Source organism: Dietzia sp. IBK-p2-16D, from assembly GCF_057773085.1.
On record NZ_JBYMTL010000001.1, the window covers coordinates 497877 to 514394 of the forward strand.

The following is a 16518-nucleotide window of genomic DNA, read 5'->3' on the forward strand; positions in this document are numbered from 1 at the left end:
CTAGGCCTGTTCCATGCGGCGGCGTCGCTCCTCGGCCGCGAGGGCGTCGAGCACCGCGTCGAGGTCCCCGTCCAGAACGGCGTCGAGGTTGTGCGCCTTGAAACCCACCCGGTGGTCGGCGATCCGGTTCTCGGGGAAGTTGTACGTGCGGATGCGCTCCGAGCGGTCGACCGTGCGGACCTGGGTGGCCCTCCCCTCGGACGCCTCGGCGTTGGCGGTCTCCTCGGCGGCGGCCTGGAGCCGCGCCGCGAGCACCTGGAGCGCGCGCTGCTTGTTCTGCAACTGACTGCGCTCGTTCTGACACGTGACGACCGTGCCGGTCGGGAGATGGGTGATCCGCACCGCCGAGTCGGTGGTGTTGACGCCCTGCCCGCCCTTACCCGACGAACGGTAGACGTCGATACGCAGATCGGACTCGTCGATCTCGACCGGCCCCACGTCCTCCGGCTCCGGGAAGACGAGCACGCCGGCGGCCGAGGTGTGGACCCGGCCCTGCGATTCGGTCACCGGCACTCTCTGTACCCGGTGCACCCCGCCCTCGAACTTGAGTCGCGACCACACGCCGTCCCGCGACGGCTGGCGGGCGCGGATGGAGAAGGAGGCGTCCTTGTAGCCGCCGAGGTCGGACTCGGTCAGGCCGAGCACCTCCACGACCCACCCGTGCTTCTCCGCGTACCGCGTGTACATGCGGGCCAGGTCGGCGGCGAACAGCGCGGACTCCTCCCCGCCCTCCCCCGACTTGATCTCCATGACCACGTCGTCGGCGTCATGGGGGTCTCGGGGCGCGAGCAGGTCGGCCAGTCTCGTCTCGAGTTCGGCGGCCTCGGTCTCCAGACGCTCGGCCTCGCGGGCGAACGAGGAGTCCTCGTCCGACAGTTCCCGTGCGGCGGCGGCGTCATCGCGCGTGGTCACCAGCGCGCGGTGACACTGCACGATCGGCGTGAGCTCGGCGAAACGCTTGCCCACCCGCCGGGCGGCGGAGGCGTCCTCGTGCAGGGCCGGGTCCGACAGCTGCGCCTCGAGCCCGTCGTACTCGGCCAGGACGTCGTCGACGGAGGACGGCGATCGCCCCTCGGCCCCGCTCACTCCTCGTCCTGCGGCAGGGTGGGCGTCGTCTTGGCCACCTGCAGCAGGAACTCGTAGTTGGTGTTGGTCTTACGCAACTGCGACATGAGCAGGTCGATGGCCTGGTGCGAATCCAGACCCGAGAGCACCCGACGGAGCTTGTGCATGATGCCCGCCTCCTCGGGGCTCATGAGCAGCTCCTCCTTGCGGGTGCCGGACGGGCCCACGTCGACGGCGGGGAAGACGCGTCGCTCGGCGATCCGGCGGTCCAGCTTCAGCTCGGCGTTGCCGGTGCCCTTGAACTCCTCGAAGATCACCGTGTCACCGGCCGAGCCGGTCTCCACCATCGCCGTGGCGATGATCGTGAGCGACCCGCCGTTCTCGATGTTGCGCGCCGCACCCAGGAACCGCTTGGGCGGGTACAGCGCCGTGGAGTCGACACCGCCCGAGAGGATGCGGCCGGAGGCGGCAGAGGAGTTGTTGTACGCGCGGCCGAGACGCGTGATCGAGTCGAGGAGGACGACGACGTCCTGCCCCATCTCCACCAGGCGCTTGGCCCGCTCGATCGCCAGTTCGGCGACCTGCGTGTGATCTGACGGCGGACGGTCGAAGGTCGACGCGATGACCTCGCCCTTCACCGACCGCTGCATGTCGGTGACCTCCTCCGGTCGCTCGTCGACGAGGACGACCATGAGGTGGCATTCCGGGTTGTTGATCGCGATCGCGTTGGCGATGTTCTGCAGGATCGTCGTCTTACCGGCCTTGGGCGGCGACACGATGAGCGCGCGCTGACCCTTACCGATCGGCATGATCAGGTCGATCACGCGGGTGGAGATGATGTTCTTCTCCGTCTCGAGCCGCAGCCGCTGATTGGGGTACAGCGGGGTCAGCTTGGAAAAGTCCGGTCGATTGCGGACCTGGTCGACCGGCCCACCGTTGACGGAGTCGATGCGGACCAGCGGGTTGAACTTCTGGCGGTTCTTGCCGCCCTGCCCGCCACCCTGGCCTCCGCCACCCTGGCCCTCGCTCTGGCCGTCGCGCGGCATCTTGACCGCGCCGGTGACGGCGTCACCGCGGCGCAGACCGTGCCGACGGATCATGTTCATGGACACGTAGACGTCGTTCGACCCGGCGAGGTAACCGGACGTGCGGACGAACGCGTAGTTGTCCAGCACGTCGAGGATGCCAGCGACCGGCTGGAGGACGTCGTCCTCCCGCACCTCGGTCTCGCCCTCGACCGGGCGTCCCCCACCACGATTGCGTTCGCGGCGGCGACGGCTGCGACGACCGCGGCCCCCGCCGTCGTCGTCACGGTTGGAACCGTCGTCGCGGGGACCGTTGTCCCCGCCCTGGTCGGACTGGTCGTTGCGGGCGCGACCCTGCTGGTCGCGGTTGCCCTGATCGTTGCGACCGCCACCCTGCTGGTCGCGGTTGCCCTGCTGGTCCCGGTTGCCACCCTGGTTGCCCTGGTCGTTGCGTCCGCCACCCTGTTGGTCGCGGTTACGTCCGCCCTGCTGGTCCCGGTTCTGCTGATTGCGCCCCTGACGCTGCCCGCCACCGCGGTTTCCCTCGTCGCGCTTCCGGTCACCCTGACCGCGACCATCGTCCCGCGAGCGATCGTCGCCACCGGAGCGGCCGGAGTCGGAGTCGTCGGATCCACCCTGTGGGTTCTCGGCACCCCCGTCCGCCCGGGCGCCGCGGTCCCGCCTGCCGGACCGACCCTGCTGGGTGTCGGCATCGGCGTCGGGCCGTGCGAAGGGGTCATTCGAGGCGGCCTCGGACTCTGCTCTCCGGGGGTCGGCCTTCGGAGAGTCGGCCTTCGGGGCGGGCTCGGCCTTCGGGGCGGGCTCGTTCTTCGGGGCGGACTCGCGGGTCTGGGCGGGACGCCCGCCGCGGGCACCCTCGATCATCGCGACGAGGTCGCCCTTGCGCTTACCCGACAGGCCCTTGAGGCCCATCTGCTGTGCCAGCGACTTGAGATCGGTCAGGCGCATCGCAGACAGCGAGGCACCCTGTGCTGGCGTGGAAGTGGTGTCCGTCGAGGTCACGGGGATCCTTTCTGGGCCCGGGGCCGGGGCGGTGTACTCCGCCTCGCATCGAGCAGGTGTCCGGGAAGCGGACTCGGCGTCCCGGGGTGGCCGCTGGGGCCTTCCGTGGCGGCGACGTGGCCGGACACGGATCTTTCGTCTGAGGGGGATCCTCAAGAGGGGGAGAACCGCTCGATGATGAGGATCCCTGGTGCGCCACTCGCCGTTCGACCGCTCCCACCGAGGTCCGTCCGCGCGATACCGACCGACTGCGGAGGGTAGTGCGTGGAATGACTCGGGATGCTGGGACGACCGGGCGCCCGTGGCTGAGTGCAAGCATACTACCCGTCGGCCGATCGCGCGCAGCTCCCCCTCCCGCGAGTCCCGACTCCGGTCTCACTCCGCCGTCCGCGGGCGGTAACGTGAAGCCCACGGCAAGGGCCACTCGACCCCGGAGGTGACCGTGTTCGGAACGATGCTGGACACGCCACTGCTCGTGTCCCGGATCCTCGAGCACGCGGCGGAACGCCACGGCGGCTCCACTGTCACCGGGTTCGTCGGTGACATGGAACCCCGCCCGGTCAGGTACGACGTCGTGGCCTCACGTGCGGCCGCGACCGCGAACGCGCTCACCGACCTCGGGGTTCGGCCCGGTGATGTGGTGGGGATCCTCTCCGGCAGTCGTACCGAGGTCGTCGAGGCGATGTTCACCCTCCCCTCGATGGGCGCCGTGGCCCTCCCGGTGAACGTCCTCCGATCGGTGGAGTTCATGGTCTCCGTCCTGAGGGACAACCGGGTCGGAGTCGTCCTCGTGGACCCCGAACTGCTCCCCGCGGTCCTCCCGGTGGCCGCACAGGTCGAGTCGCTGCGCCACCTCGTCGTCGTCGACAGTCGGATACCCACCGACTGCGGTGACGTCGGCGCGGAGGTCCACGCCCTCGAGGCCCTCCTCGACGGCCAGCCCACCACCTACCCGTGGCCCGACCTCGACGAACGCTCCGCCGCCGCGATCGCCTACACCTCCGGCACCACGGGCGCCTCCAAGGGCGTGGCCTACACCCACAGGTCCATCTGGCTCCACTCGATGCAGATGTCCATGGCCGAGAGCGCCGCCCTGCGCAGTGGCGACACCGTCCTGACGACCGTCCCGATGTATCACGTCATGTCCTGGGGACTGCCGTACGCCGCCTTCATGACCGGCGCCGGCCTCATCACCGCCCGGCCCCGCCCGGGTCGGGTGATCAACACAGGGCATGACATGGCCGACCTCCTCCGCGAGTTCCGGCCGAACAAGATGGCCACCACGCCGGCGACCCTCCAACGACTCCTCCGGCGGCTGGAGACCCACCCGCAGCCGATCGGCCATCTCGGCGAGATCCTCGTCGGCGGCTCCCCCGTTCCCGAGGCCCTGTTCGACGCGTTCGTCGAGCGTCACGGGGTCACCATCATGCAGGCCTACGGACTCACCGAATCCAGCCCCATCGCGACGTTCGCCCGCCCCGACCCCCACTCCTCGGCGACCCGCCGACGCTCGCAGATCCTCGGGCAGGGACGGTTCCCCGCCGGGGTGAAGGCACGCATCGTCGACGGCGGCCGGGTCCAGCCCAGCGACGGGTGGTCCGTCGGCGAACTCCAGATCCGCGGCCCGTGGGTGACCGCCCGGTACCTCGGGAACGAGGCCTCCGACAGGTTCGTCGACGGCTGGCTACGTACCGGTGATGTCGCCAGCATCTCCCCCAAGGGCTACCTCGACGTGGTGGACCGGGTGGACGACATCATCGCCTCCGGCGGAGAACTGATCTCCACCATAGAACTGGAACACGCGGTGCTCCTCGACGACCGCGTGGCCGAGGTGGCCGTCGTGGGCGTACCCGACCAACGCTGGGGGAACCGCCCACTCGTCCTGGTCCAGCTCAAGACCGGTGCCACCGCGACGGCCCGCTCCCTCTGGGAGGGGCTGGACGGCATCATCGAGAACTGGAAACGCCCGGATCACTGGGCCTTCGTCGACAGCATCCCGCAGACCACGGTGGGCAAATTCGACAAGATCAGGATCCGGGCGAGCCATGCCGCCGGGGGGTACGAGGTCACGACGATCGCCCCGGCGGCGCCGGACTGAACCCCCGCGGCAGGGTGCGGGCCGGACGCAGTACCGGTCGGTCCGGCGACCGGTCGGTCCGGTGATCAGTCGGTCGGGTGACCGGTCGGTCCGGTGATCAGTCGGCGGCCACGACCCGGGCACCGTCCGCGATCTGCAGGTCCAGCACCGTCCAGCCCTGATTCTCGGCGTCCGCACGCAGATCCGCCGGCAACCCGTCGGTTCCCAGCACCAGCACGGTCGGGCCGGCGCCGGAGACCGTCGCGGCGAGGCCCCTCTCGCGCAGTCGGGTCACCCACTCGGTGGTCGCGACCAGCGCGGGGGCCCGATAGGACTGGTGGAGCCGGTCCTCGGTCGCCGCCAGGAGGAACTCCGGGTGGGCCGCCAGCGCGACCGACATGAGCGCAGCACGACTGGCGTTGAAGGCCGCGTCCTCGTGCGGAACCGTGGCCGGGAGCAGACCGCGGGTCTGGGCGGTGGAGGACGTCTCCGACGGCACGAGCACGGTCGCGACGATCGAGGGATCGACCTCCATCCGGACCGCACGGTAGTGCACGCCGGTGGCGGAACGCTCCGTCCACGAGACCACGACCCCACCGAGGACACTGGCCGCGGCGTTGTCCGGGTGCCCCTCGAACTCGCTCGACAGCTGGACCAGGTGCTCGTCGGTCAACACGCCGCCCATCAGCCCGTTCGCGGCGACCAGTCCCCCGACCGCGGCGGAGGCCGACGACCCGAGACCCCGCGAGTGCGGGATGGCGTTCCGACACGAGATCCGGACGCCCGGCACCCCGACCCCGCCGGCGCGCAGGCCGGCCTCGACGGCCTTGGCGACCAGGTGCGAGGCATCCTCGGGCACCTGACCGGCGCCCTCGCCCGACACCTCCAGCTCGAGACCGGAGTCGATGGTGGTCACCGTGACCGAGTCGTACAGCCCCAGGGCGACTCCCAACGCGTCGAAACCGGGGCCGAGGTTCGCGCTGGACGCCGGAACCTCGATCGTGACGGTCCGACCGACCGGCAGGATGCGGCCACCCGAGCTACCGAAGACCTCCGGGCCGGGTCCGTTCACGTCGCTCATTCCAGGCCGAGCGCGCCGGCGACAGCCGACGGGTCCACGGGGATGGCCTCGACCTCGGGCATGCCGAGCAGCGCGGTGTCCGGGTCCTTCAGACCGTTGCCTGTCACGGTGCACACGATGGTCTGCCCCGCTTCGAGCTCGCCGCCGGCATGCGCGTCGAGCAGTCCGGCCACCGAGGCCGCGGAGGCAGGCTCGACGTAGACGGCGTCCTTGCCCGCGACGATCCGGTAGGCCTCGAGGATCTGCTCGTCGGTGCGCTTGCGGAACGTCCCACCGGACTCGTCGCGGGCGGTCACGGCGCCGTCCCACGACGCCGGGGCGCCGATCCGGATGGCGGTGGCGATGGTCTCGGGGTTCTTGACGGGGGCACCGTCGACCAGCGGCGCGGCGCCTGCGGCCTGCACGCCCATCATCCGTGGGCGCGCCGAGATGACTCCGTCGGCGTGATACTCGGTGTAGCCCTTCCAGTACGCGGTGATGTTGCCCGCGTTGCCCACCGGCAGGAAGTGCAGGTCGGGCGCGCGGCCGAGGACGTCCACGATCTCGAACGCCGCGGTCTTCTGACCCTCGATCCGGACCGGGTTGACCGAGTTGACCAGCCCGATCTCGGCATAGGTGGCGGTGGTCTTGCGAGCCAGCTCCAGGCAGTCGTCGAAGTTACCGTCGACCTGGATGATGGTCGCCCCGTGCATCACGGCCTGCGCGAGCTTGCCGGCGGCGATCTTGCCCTGCGGGATCAGCACCGCACAGCCCATCCCGGCACGCGTGGCGTACGCGGCGGCCGACGCGGACGTGTTGCCCGTGGAGGCGCAGAGCACGGCCTTCTGACCACGCGCCTTCGCGTCCGTCACGGCCATCGTCATACCGCGGTCCTTGAACGACCCGGTCGGGTTGAGGCCCTCGACCTTGAGGTACACCTCGCACCCGGTGACCTCGGAGAGGTACGTCGCGCGGATGAGCGGGGTGCCGCCCTCGTAGAGCGTCACCGGCTCCCAGTCGGAGCCGATCGGGAGACGATCGCGGTAGGCCTCGATGAGGCCGGGCCACCGGGTGTGCACGGGCTGGTGGGTGTTGCTCATTCGGTGTCCACTCCCTCGAGACGGATGACGCTGGTGATGGCCGTGACGGCGTCCTGGTCCGACAACGCGGCCACGGTGTCGGCGAGTGCGCGCTCGGACGCCCGGTGGGTCAGGACCGTGAGTTCTGCCGACGGCTCGACGTCGTCGAACCCGGTCTCCGGCACCTCGACCTCGGTCTGTCGGACCTGGGCGATCGAGACGCCGTGCCGCGAGAACTCGGCTGCGACCAGGGCGAGCACGCCGGGCTTGTCGGCGACCCGCATGCGGACGTGGTATCGCGTGGAGATCTCGTCCATCGACGCCACCGGCAGGGCCGCGTACGTGGACTCCCCCGGGGCGCGGCCGGCACCGACCTTGTTGCGGGCGGCGGCGACCATGTCGCCCAGGACCGCGGACGCGGTAGGGGCACCGCCCGCGCCCTGCCCGTAGAACATGAGCCGGCCGGCGGCCTCCGCCTCGACGACGACCGCGTTGAACGCGCCGTTCACCGTGGCCAGCGGATGACTGTTGGGCAGTAGCGCCGGGTACACGCGCGCGGAGACGGCCTCGGAGCCGTCGGACTGGGTCAGCTTCTCGCAGATCGCGAGCAGCTTGATCGTGCAGTCCATGTCGCGGGCGGACTCGAAGTCGTCCGGCGAGATCCGCGAGATGCCCTCGCGGTAGACGTCCCCGGCCGTCACGCGGCTGTGGAACGCGATCGAGGCGAGGATCGCGGCCTTCGCGGCGGCGTCGTAGCCCTCCACGTCCGCTGTCGGATCCGCCTCGGCGTATCCGAGACGGGAGGCCTCCGCCAGGGTCTCCGAATAGTCGGCGCCGGTCGACCCCATCTCCGACAGGATGTAGTTGGTGGTCCCGTTGACGATCCCCAGGACCCGCTCCACCTGGTCGCCGGCCATCGACCTGCGCAACGGTCCGATGACCGGGATCGCACCGGCCACCGCCGCCTCGAAGTACAGGTCGGTGTTCGTCGAGTCGGCCATCGCCGCGAGCTCGTCCGTGTACTCCGCCAGCAACGCCTTGTTGGCGGTGACCACGGACTTGCCGTGGCGCAGCGCCTCGAGCAGGAGGGGACGCGGGACGTCGATGCCCCCCATGAGTTCGACGACGACATCGACGTCGTCGCGGGTGACCAGTGATGACGGATCGGCGGTCAGCAGGTCCGGGTCGACCCCGCGGTCCTTGCCCAGGTCGCGGACCGCCACACCACGCAGGACGAGGGGCGCGCCGATGCGGGCCGCCAGTGCGTCGGCGTTCTCGGTCATGTAGCGGATGACCTCGGTGCCGACGGTGCCCATACCGAGCACCGCCACCCCCACGGGTCGCACGCCTGACGCGGTTGCGTCGCTCACTGTCCCACCTCCAGGCTCGTCAGATCGTCAAGGGTCTCACGACGTAGCACCAATCGTGCCCGCCCGTCGCGCACCGCCACGACGGCGGGTCGTCCGATCATGTTGTACCGACTCGACATCGAGTAGCAGTACGCACCCGTGGCCGCGACGGCCACGAGGTCGCCGGCTCCGGTGTCCTCCGGCATCCACAGGTCGCGAACCACCACGTCGCCGCTCTCACAGTGCTTACCCACGAGCCTCGCCACCACCGGGTCTGCGGCCGAGGATCGGCTCACGAGTCGAGCGTCGTAGACGGCGTCGTACAGGGCGGTGCGGATGTTGTCGCTCATCCCGCCGTCCACACTGATGTAACGACGGCTCTCCCCGCCCGCGAGCTGCACGTCCTTGACCACGCCCACCTCGTAGAGCGTGATCGTCCCCGGACCGGCGATCGCGCGACCGGGCTCGACCACCAGCGTCGGCGGATCGAGTCCCGCGTCCCTGGCGAACCCCTCGACGATCTCCCGCAGGGACGCCGCCAACTGGGACACCGGCGGCGGGTCATCCGAGGAGACGTAGCTGATGCCGAGGCCACCGCCCAGATCGAGGTGGTCGAGCTGGGCGGTCCGCTCGGTACCGAACTCGTCGACGATGTCGCGCAGGAGACCGATCACCCGTCGGGCCGCGAGCTCGAACCCGTCGATGTCGAAGATCTGCGACCCGATGTGGCTGTGCAGCCCGGTCAGCCGGATGTTCGGCGCATCGAACACCGCGCGCACGGCCTGCATCGCCGCGCCTCCCGCCAACGAGAAGCCGAACTTCTGGTCCTCGTGGGCGGTCGCGATGAACTCGTGGGTGTGTGCCTCGACGCCCACCGTGACCCGGATGAAGACGTCCTGTACGACGCCCTCCTCGCCGGCGATCCGATCGAGCAACCCGATCTCCGACATCGCGTCGATCACCACGTGGGCGACGCCGCTGCGCACGGCGAGTCGCAACTCGTCCGTCGACTTGTTGTTGCCGTGGACGGTGATCCGCTCCGGCGGGAACCCCGCCTTCAGCGCTATCGCGAGCTCGCCGCCCGAGGCGACATCCAGCCCCAGCCCTTCTTCGGCGACCCACCGAGCGGTCTCCATGCTCAGGAACGCCTTGGACGCGTAGTGGACCCGGTCCGCACCGCCGAACGCCTCCGCCATCTCGCGGCAGCGGGACCGGAAATCGTCCTCGTCGATGACGAATAGCGGAGTTCCGAAATCCGCGGCGAGATCGCTCGCGGTCACACCCGCGAACTCCACGACGCCGTCGTGGCGGCGTTCGGAGCCGCGCGGCCACACGGCCGGTGCCAGCGCCATGATGTCGTCCGCGTCAGCGGGTCGCTCGCCGATTCCCGGCGCGTGCGGGACCTCGTGGCGGGCCCCGGCGGGGTGGGCGCTCACATCTTCTCCGGCGCGGTGACGCCGATCAGGCGCAGACCGTTGGCGAGCGTCTGCCTGGTGGCAGAGCTCAGCGCGAGCCGGGCGGCGTGCAGGGGCCCCGGTTCCTCGTCACCCATCGGCAGGACCCGGCAGGTGTCGTAGAACCGGTGGTAGGCGGCGGCCAGTTCCTCGAGGTACCGCGCGACGCGGTGGGGCTCACGAAGGTCGGCCGCACTGGCGACGACCCGGGGGAACTCGCCGATGGTGCGGATGAGCGCACCCTCCCGGTCCTCGGTGAGCAGCGCGAGGTCCGCACCCTCGGTCGTGACCCCCAGATCTGCGGCGTTGCGCGCCAGGGAGCAGAGGCGGGCGTGGGCGTACTGCACGTAGAAGACGGGGTTGTCGTTGGTCGCGGACGTCCACAGCGCCAGGTCGATGTCCATCGTCTGGTCGACCGAGGACCTGATCAACGCATACCGCGCTGCGTCGACCCCGATCGCGTCGACGAGGTCGTCGAGCGTGATGACGGTCCCGGCCCGCTTGCTCATCTTGACCGGGGCCCCGTCCCGCACGAGGTTGACCATCTGCCCGATGAGGACCTCGATCGTCGCGGGGTCGTCGCCCAAGGCGGCCGCCGCCGCCTTGAGTCGGGCGATGTACCCGTGGTGGTCCGCACCCAGCATGTAGATGCACAGGTCGAAGCCACGCTCGCGCTTGTCGAGGAAATAGGCGATGTCGCCGGCGATATACGCCGCATCGCCATCGGACTTGAGCACGACGCGGTCCTTGTCGTCCCCGAAGTCGGTGGACCGGAGCCACCAGGCACCATCGGATTCATACAGGTTCCCGTTGCCCTTGAGCGTCTCGATCGCCCGGTCCACCGCGCCGGAGGTGAACATCGAGTTCTCGTGGGTGTAGACGTCGAAGACGGTCCCGAACTCGGCGAGCGAATTCTTGATGTGGGTGAACATCAGGTCCACGCCCGTGGCACGGAACGTCTCCAGGGCCTCTGCATCCGGCTTCTCGAGCACGTCCGGGTGCTCGGCGAGCACGGTCGACGCGATGTCCTGGATATACGCACCGGCGTACCCGTCCTCGGGGGTCGCCTCCCCACGGGCGGCCGCCGCCAGCGACCGGCTGAACCGATCGATCTGGGCGCCGTGGTCGTTGAAGTAGTACTCACGTGTGACCGCTGCACCCGAGGCTTCGAGCACACGGCCCAGTGCGTCACCGACCGCGGCCCAACGGGTCCCGCCGAGGTGGATGGGCCCGGTGGGGTTGGCCGACACGAACTCCAGGTTCACCCGACGCCCGGCCATGGCGTCACCGTTGCCGTACTCCTCGCCCTTGTCGAGCACGGTCGCGACGAGCGAGCCCTGCGCTCCCGAGTCGAGACGGATGTTGAGGAACCCCGGTCCGGCGATCTCGGCCGACGCGACGCCCGGGTCCTGTACCAACGCGGTCGCGAGGTCCTGCGCCAGATCCCGGGGCGCCGATCCGACCTTCTTCGCCAACTGGAGGGCGACATTCGTCGCGTAGTCCCCGTGTTCGGGGTTGCGGGGCCGCTCGACCGTCACCGTCTCCGGAACGACCGACGTGTCGGCCCCGCGCTCGGCGAGAACGGAGATGAGGGCTGCGCGGATAACGGCGGCGAGATCGGCGGGAGTCACGTCTTCGTATCCTAGGTGTCGGCACGTCGCGGCGGGAATCGGCCGTCCGGCCGACCTCCCCGCCCACACCCCGGCGGGCCCGATGCGGCCCCATCCGAATGCCGGTGCTACGATCAGTCTCGCTGTTCGAGCGGCACCCCGGTCACGGGACGCCGCCCGGAGCGGCCTCCGGCCCGTGAGGGTCGGTATCCCGCCCTCGTAGCTCAGGGGATAGAGCGTTGGTTTCCGGTACCAAAGGTCAGGGGTTCGATTCCCTTCGGGGGCACAGGTGAGACGAGTGAGGGGCCCGGGCGAAAGCCCGGGCCCCTCACTCGTCTCACGCGGAACTCGTCAGCTCGGACGGGTTATTCCGTCCACCTCTTCGATTCGGTCGACGACCCGCTCGTAGATGTCGGTCAGGGTCTGCACCTCGTGCTCACTGAGCACGTCGATGAACAACTCGCGGACCTTCTCCACATGCTTGGGCGCCACCGAGGCGATGGCCTGTGCGCCCGCCTCCGTGAGGGTGACCACGGTCCCGCGTCCGTCCTCGGCGCACTCCCCCTTGGCGACGAGGCCGCGGCCCTCCATTCGCCTGACCTGGTGAGATACCCGGCTGCGGTCCCAGCCGAGAGCCGCGCCCAGTTCGCGCGCCCGGAGTCCCCGGTTATCGGCCTCGCTGAGGCTCACCAACACGGAGTAGTCGGACTGAGACATCGACGCGTCCCGCTGTAGCTGGCGCTCCATCGCGAGCTCGAGCAGTTGGTTGACCTCTCGATACCGCCGCCACATGCGCTGCTCATCGTCACTCAACCAGCGTGTCTCTGTCATGGGGCTATTACAGCACGACCATCCCCTGCACTCGTCCTGCCCTACCGCCCGAACGGGCCCGGTGTGGTCGACAGCGTCTACTCCCGTTCCGCGCCGGACCGCTGCATGACGTGGGTGTGGGCGCCCCCGATGCCGGCGAACCGTGCACGGTCGCAGGTCAGGACGATCACCTGGGAGGTCGCGGCGGCGGCGGCGATGACGGCTCCCATCGTGAGGCGGCGGGACGGATCCGTGTACCCCATTGTGTCGTCCAGGAACACCGGGACGCCGTCGTCACCCACCAACCGCGCACAGGCGATCCGGACGATGACCGCCAGCTGCTCTCGCGCCCCTCCGGACAGGGACTCGTAGTCGACGGAGACGTTCCCGATCCTCCTTGACAGGATCGTCAGGTCCTCCCCTAGACGGACGTCGAAGTCCCGTCCGTACACGAGGGTGCCCAGTTCGACCACCGCACGGTGGAACGGCGCCTGGTAGGCGAGCAGGGCCTCCGCGCGCCGGGCGGTGAGGGTGCGGTGGAGCAGATCGGCTGCACGGGCGCGGCGCCACAGCGCGGAGTTCTCCCTCGCCGCGGACTCGAGCTCGCGTTCCGCGGCGGCGACGCCCTCGAGGCGCCCCTGATCACCGATCGCGTTGACCCTGCCCAGGGACGTGGCGACCGCTGCCGCGGAATCGCGTTCCTCGGCGGCGAGTGAGGCGAGTGAGGCCCGGGCGTTGTCCAGCAGTCCCGGTGGGGCGTCGGCGAGCGCATCGTCCAGTCTGGCCTTCGCCTGCCGTGCCTTCTCGCGGGCGGCCTCCGCACGGAGGCGTGTCTCCTCCCCCGCCTCCTCCAAGCGGCGATCGGCGACGTCCTCGCGCGCGGCCGCCAACGCCGCGCTGCATTCGCTGTGGCGACGAGCCGCCTCGTCCGCCAGTGCGGTACGGGTCGAATGCTCGGTGCGCAGCGTCTCGGCTTCGGCCGAGGCGGCCCGGTCCTCCGCGCGGCAACGGCTGAGCTCGCCCTCCGCGGCCGCGGCCTCGGCCACCGGATCGTCCGACGTCTCGACGTCCGTCCGGCCCGCCCGGTCATCCGTGGACCCGCCGGTCGCCGACGGACCGGAGAGGACGAGGGAACTCAGTTCCTCCCGCCTCGCCGCGAGGTCCTCGGAGGAATCCCCACCGAGGAGATCCGTCCGCCGGCGACGCAGGGCCGCGATCTCCGCGCGGAGCGCCTCCGCACGGCGGGCGCGTCCCTCCGCCTCCGTCGGGGACTCCACGCCGAGATCGGCGAGGAGACCCTCCAACCGGGCGCGGGCGACCTGCTCGTCACGTCGCACCGCGTCGGTGTCACCCGCGGGCACGACGGTCAACGTCACCGTGCCGATCTCGAAGACGGTGTCCTCGACGATGTCCCGCGTCCACCCCGCGGACGCATCGAGGGCGTCCCCACCCACACGGACGTCTCCCTCTCCGCCGATCTCGACCCGGGGCGCGCTCGCGGCGGACCGGACGACGGCCTCCCGCAACATCTCGTCCGCGCGGCGGAGAGCGTCGACGTCATCATCGGCGATCTCCACCTCTGCGAGTTCCGCCTTCGTGCGGCGGAGCTCGTCGCCCACCTCCGCCAGGTTCTCGAGCAACCGGTCCAGGTGCTCGAGATCCGCGCGCCTGCGCTCGTCCTCCTCGACCGCGCGTACGGCGTCGAGCCGCGTCCTAGCCCGGGTGACCCGCTCCTCCGCGGCCTCCAGCTCGGCCCGGGCCCGCCGAGCCCGTTCCTGGGCCGGGTCGAGTCTCCCGGCGGCCACCGCCGCAGTCGACCGCAGCTCGGATTCCCTCCGGTGCTCCGTGGCCACCCTGTCGACGAGCTCGCGGCGTTCCCGGAGCTCACGCACAGCGGCATCGTGTGCCGCCACCGCGCGGTCCACCTCGGCATCCGCGGACGCGCATGCTCCGCGGAGATCCGCCACGGCACGACCGGCGGCCTCGAGGCGCGCCACCTCCGCCTCGAGTGTCGCCAGCGATTCGAGCCGGGCGCGGTGGACGGCGGACCGGGCCTCGTGGTCCGCCACCGCGGAGTCGAGCTCCGCGTGCCGGGCCCGTGCCTCGGACAGCGCGGCCTCGGCCTCGGCCAGTCTGGACTCCGACCGTGCGAGGTCACCGGTGGGCTCGCCCCGCCGTGCCGTCAGATATCTGTTGCGTTCCTCGGCCACGCGTTCGACCAGCGAGTCGTCTCCGGTCGGATCCTCGCCGCCTGCGGCGGTGTCGAGCGCACGGCGGAGGGAGTCCATCCCTTTGGCCGCATCGACCTGCCCCACCGGTTCGTCCTGGGCGATCCGCAGGGCCCGCCACAACGAGCGGTCGACCTGGCGGTCCAGGAGGTCACGTACATAGTCGTGTGCGTCGTCCCCCGACATCGCGGTGCGCGCCGAGTCGGGGAACTCGAGGGACGTCCGTTTCCCGCGGACGAACTCCTTCCGGTACCGCATCCGCTCCCCGTCGACGGTGAAGTCTGCCTCCACGATCACGGGAACGTCCCTGCCGACCGGGCTAGCGGCCTTGATCTCGGCGCGGCCGGACGACGCCTTGTGCTCGAGGAGCATCTCCAACGCGTCCATCAGGCTGGTCTTGCCCGACTCGTTGGGGCCCTCGATCACGAGCACGCCCCGCGGCGGTAGGTCCACCTCCTCTCGCACCACCCCGCGGAAGTCCTCGAGCATCAGTCGGTGCAGGATCATCTAGTTCCCCCGTCCACGAGCCGGTACAGGAGACTGAGCGCGTGCCCGGCGTCTTCGGCATCGGTGCCGCCGGCGCCGGCCAGGGCGACCAGATCCGCCACCGCCCGACCGGCGTACCCGTCCACGAGGTCGGTGAAGTCGGAATCCTCGGCGCGCACGACGAGATGGGTACGCGACTGACGCAGATAGGCGGAGGCGAACAGCGCGTCCCAGGTCTCCAGGAGCGCGTCGATCCTCGCGCGCAGGGCCACCCCGACGGTGCCGGTCAGCCCGAGCTTGAGCACGGTGCGGGACTTGTCCTGCACGGCCTCGATCCGCTCGGCGAGGGAGTCGAGGTCCCCGTCCGTCTCGATCTGGGCGTCCAGCGCCAGGAAGGTCCAGTGTCCCGTCCGCAACGGCGTGACGTGGCAGGGGCCCCTGTCTCCCGATGGTGCCCGCCGTCCGAGTTCGACGAGGAGTACGTGGCCGGAGTCCGTCTCCACGTCGTCGTAATCCGTGGTCTCGGGGCTGCCCGAGAACCAGATCCGGTCGCCGGAGCCCACCCGGGTCACCGAATGCCGGTCCCCCAACGCCACGTAGTCCAGGTGCCCGGCCCCGATCGCCTCCTCCAGTGACGCCACCGGGATCGCCTCCACCGTCGGGGAGTGTCCGCCGTAGACCTCGTCGGTGCCCCCGTGCGCGACGAGGACGCGCACGCCGTCCGTGGGGTCGAGCGACGCGAGCAGCGCCGGCAGGCGTGAGGGGTCCGGGCGCTTGGAGGTCCACGGGACGCCGACCACCTCCACCCCTGGCACGACCTCCATCGGACCGGAGCCGTCGAGGACGACGACCGCTCCGCTCTCGAGTGCCGGGGAGAAGTCCCTGCACCGGAACACCGACGACACGTCCAGCGGATCGTGGTTCCCGGGCAACACCAGCACCGGAACCGGGAATGCGGACAACGCCTCCACCGCGCGGAGGACGACCGAACGGGGCACGGCGTTGTCCTCGAAGACGTCACCTGCGACGACCACGAACTGCGCGCCGTGGTCCGCGGCCAGGGCGCCGAGCGCCTCCACGGCCGCGAGTCTGTCGGCCGTGAAGACGGCCTGCGATTCGTCGCCGAGGAACCGCCGGGTCATCCCGAGTTGCCAGTCGGCCGAGTGGAGGAATCGGATGGTGTCCCCGTCCCGTGGGTTGGTCATGGCCGCATCGTAGGTCGCGGGTCCGACACTCCCCCCACCGGCGGCCC

General features: G+C 70.5%; 11 protein-coding genes and 1 tRNA gene. 2 read left to right on the plus strand and 10 right to left on the minus strand.

Translation table 11 applies throughout. The features are described from left to right. The gene (prfA, locus tag AC3DE3_RS02410; protein WP_488368831.1) at positions 1–1086 is read right to left on the minus strand and encodes a peptide chain release factor 1; all 1086 of its coding nucleotides are present in this window, start codon (positions 1084–1086) and stop codon (positions 1–3) included. After that, positions 1083–3113: a transcription termination factor Rho gene (gene rho, locus AC3DE3_RS02415; protein ID WP_488368832.1), complete on the minus strand. Its 2031-nt coding sequence runs from the start codon at positions 3111–3113 to the stop codon at positions 1083–1085. The genes prfA and rho overlap by 4 nt, the downstream gene beginning before the upstream one ends. A 436-nt stretch (positions 3114–3549) precedes the next feature. Here rho and AC3DE3_RS02420 point away from each other — a divergent pair, with 436 nt between their 5' ends. Further along, the gene (locus AC3DE3_RS02420) at positions 3550–5211 is read left to right on the plus strand and encodes an AMP-binding protein (protein ID WP_260487817.1); all 1662 of its coding nucleotides are present in this window, start codon (positions 3550–3552) and stop codon (positions 5209–5211) included. Positions 5212–5308: 97 nt separating this feature from the next. Here AC3DE3_RS02420 and thrB read toward each other — a convergent pair whose 3' ends face one another. Genes thrB through argS form a run of 5 tightly spaced genes read right to left on the minus strand, consistent with a single transcriptional unit; the run spans position 5309 to position 11763 of the window. Continuing rightward, positions 5309–6271, minus strand: coding sequence for a homoserine kinase (gene thrB, locus AC3DE3_RS02425; RefSeq protein WP_260487818.1), 963 nt, complete (start codon positions 6269–6271; stop codon positions 5309–5311). Continuing rightward, positions 6268–7350, minus strand: coding sequence for a threonine synthase (thrC, locus tag AC3DE3_RS02430; protein ID WP_260487819.1), 1083 nt, complete (start codon positions 7348–7350; stop codon positions 6268–6270). Before thrC ends, thrB begins: the two co-directional genes overlap by 4 nt. Then, positions 7347–8699 carry a homoserine dehydrogenase gene (locus AC3DE3_RS02435; RefSeq protein WP_260487820.1) on the minus strand — a complete coding sequence of 451 codons (1353 nt, stop codon included), beginning with the start codon at positions 8697–8699 and terminating at the stop codon, positions 7347–7349. Before AC3DE3_RS02435 ends, thrC begins: the two co-directional genes overlap by 4 nt. Further along, positions 8696–10114, minus strand: a complete 1419-nt coding sequence (gene lysA, locus AC3DE3_RS02440) for a diaminopimelate decarboxylase (RefSeq protein ID WP_260487821.1) — start codon at positions 10112–10114, stop codon at positions 8696–8698. The genes AC3DE3_RS02435 and lysA overlap by 4 nt, the downstream gene beginning before the upstream one ends. Then, complete coding sequence (gene argS, locus AC3DE3_RS02445) at positions 10111–11763, minus strand: arginine--tRNA ligase (RefSeq protein WP_488368833.1); 1653 nt, start codon at positions 11761–11763, stop codon at positions 10111–10113. Before argS ends, lysA begins: the two co-directional genes overlap by 4 nt. Positions 11764–11955: 192 nt before the next feature. Here argS and AC3DE3_RS02450 point away from each other — a divergent pair. Further along, positions 11956–12028: transfer RNA gene (locus AC3DE3_RS02450), tRNA-Arg, on the plus strand. A 65-nt stretch (positions 12029–12093) separates the two neighbouring features. Here the strand turns inward: AC3DE3_RS02450 and AC3DE3_RS02455 are convergent. The 3 genes from AC3DE3_RS02455 to AC3DE3_RS02465 form a co-directional block, all read right to left on the minus strand. Beyond that, the gene (locus tag AC3DE3_RS02455; protein WP_260487823.1) at positions 12094–12573 is read right to left on the minus strand and encodes a MarR family winged helix-turn-helix transcriptional regulator; all 480 of its coding nucleotides are present in this window, start codon (positions 12571–12573) and stop codon (positions 12094–12096) included. Between the two features lie 77 nt (positions 12574–12650). Then, complete coding sequence (locus AC3DE3_RS02460) at positions 12651–15287, minus strand: AAA family ATPase (protein ID WP_488368834.1); 2637 nt, start codon at positions 15285–15287, stop codon at positions 12651–12653. Then, the gene (locus AC3DE3_RS02465; protein ID WP_488368835.1) at positions 15284–16471 is read right to left on the minus strand and encodes a metallophosphoesterase family protein; all 1188 of its coding nucleotides are present in this window, start codon (positions 16469–16471) and stop codon (positions 15284–15286) included. The genes AC3DE3_RS02460 and AC3DE3_RS02465 overlap by 4 nt, the downstream gene beginning before the upstream one ends. Positions 16472–16518: the final 47 nt, after the last annotated feature.

Excerpts from the sequence above, each read along its gene's own strand:
- thrB (WP_260487818.1), bottom strand. The coding sequence starts at position 6,271 with ATGAGCGACGTGAACGGACCCGGCCCGGAGGTCTTCGGTAGCTCGGGT.
- AC3DE3_RS02465 (WP_488368835.1), bottom strand. The coding sequence starts at position 16,471 with ATGACCAACCCACGGGACGGGGACACCATCCGATTCCTCCACTCGGCC.
- AC3DE3_RS02460 (WP_488368834.1), bottom strand. The coding sequence starts at position 15,287 with ATGATCCTGCACCGACTGATGCTCGAGGACTTCCGCGGGGTGGTGCGA.
- thrC (WP_260487819.1), bottom strand. The coding sequence starts at position 7,350 with ATGAGCAACACCCACCAGCCCGTGCACACCCGGTGGCCCGGCCTCATC.
- AC3DE3_RS02455 (WP_260487823.1), bottom strand. The coding sequence starts at position 12,573 with ATGACAGAGACACGCTGGTTGAGTGACGATGAGCAGCGCATGTGGCGG.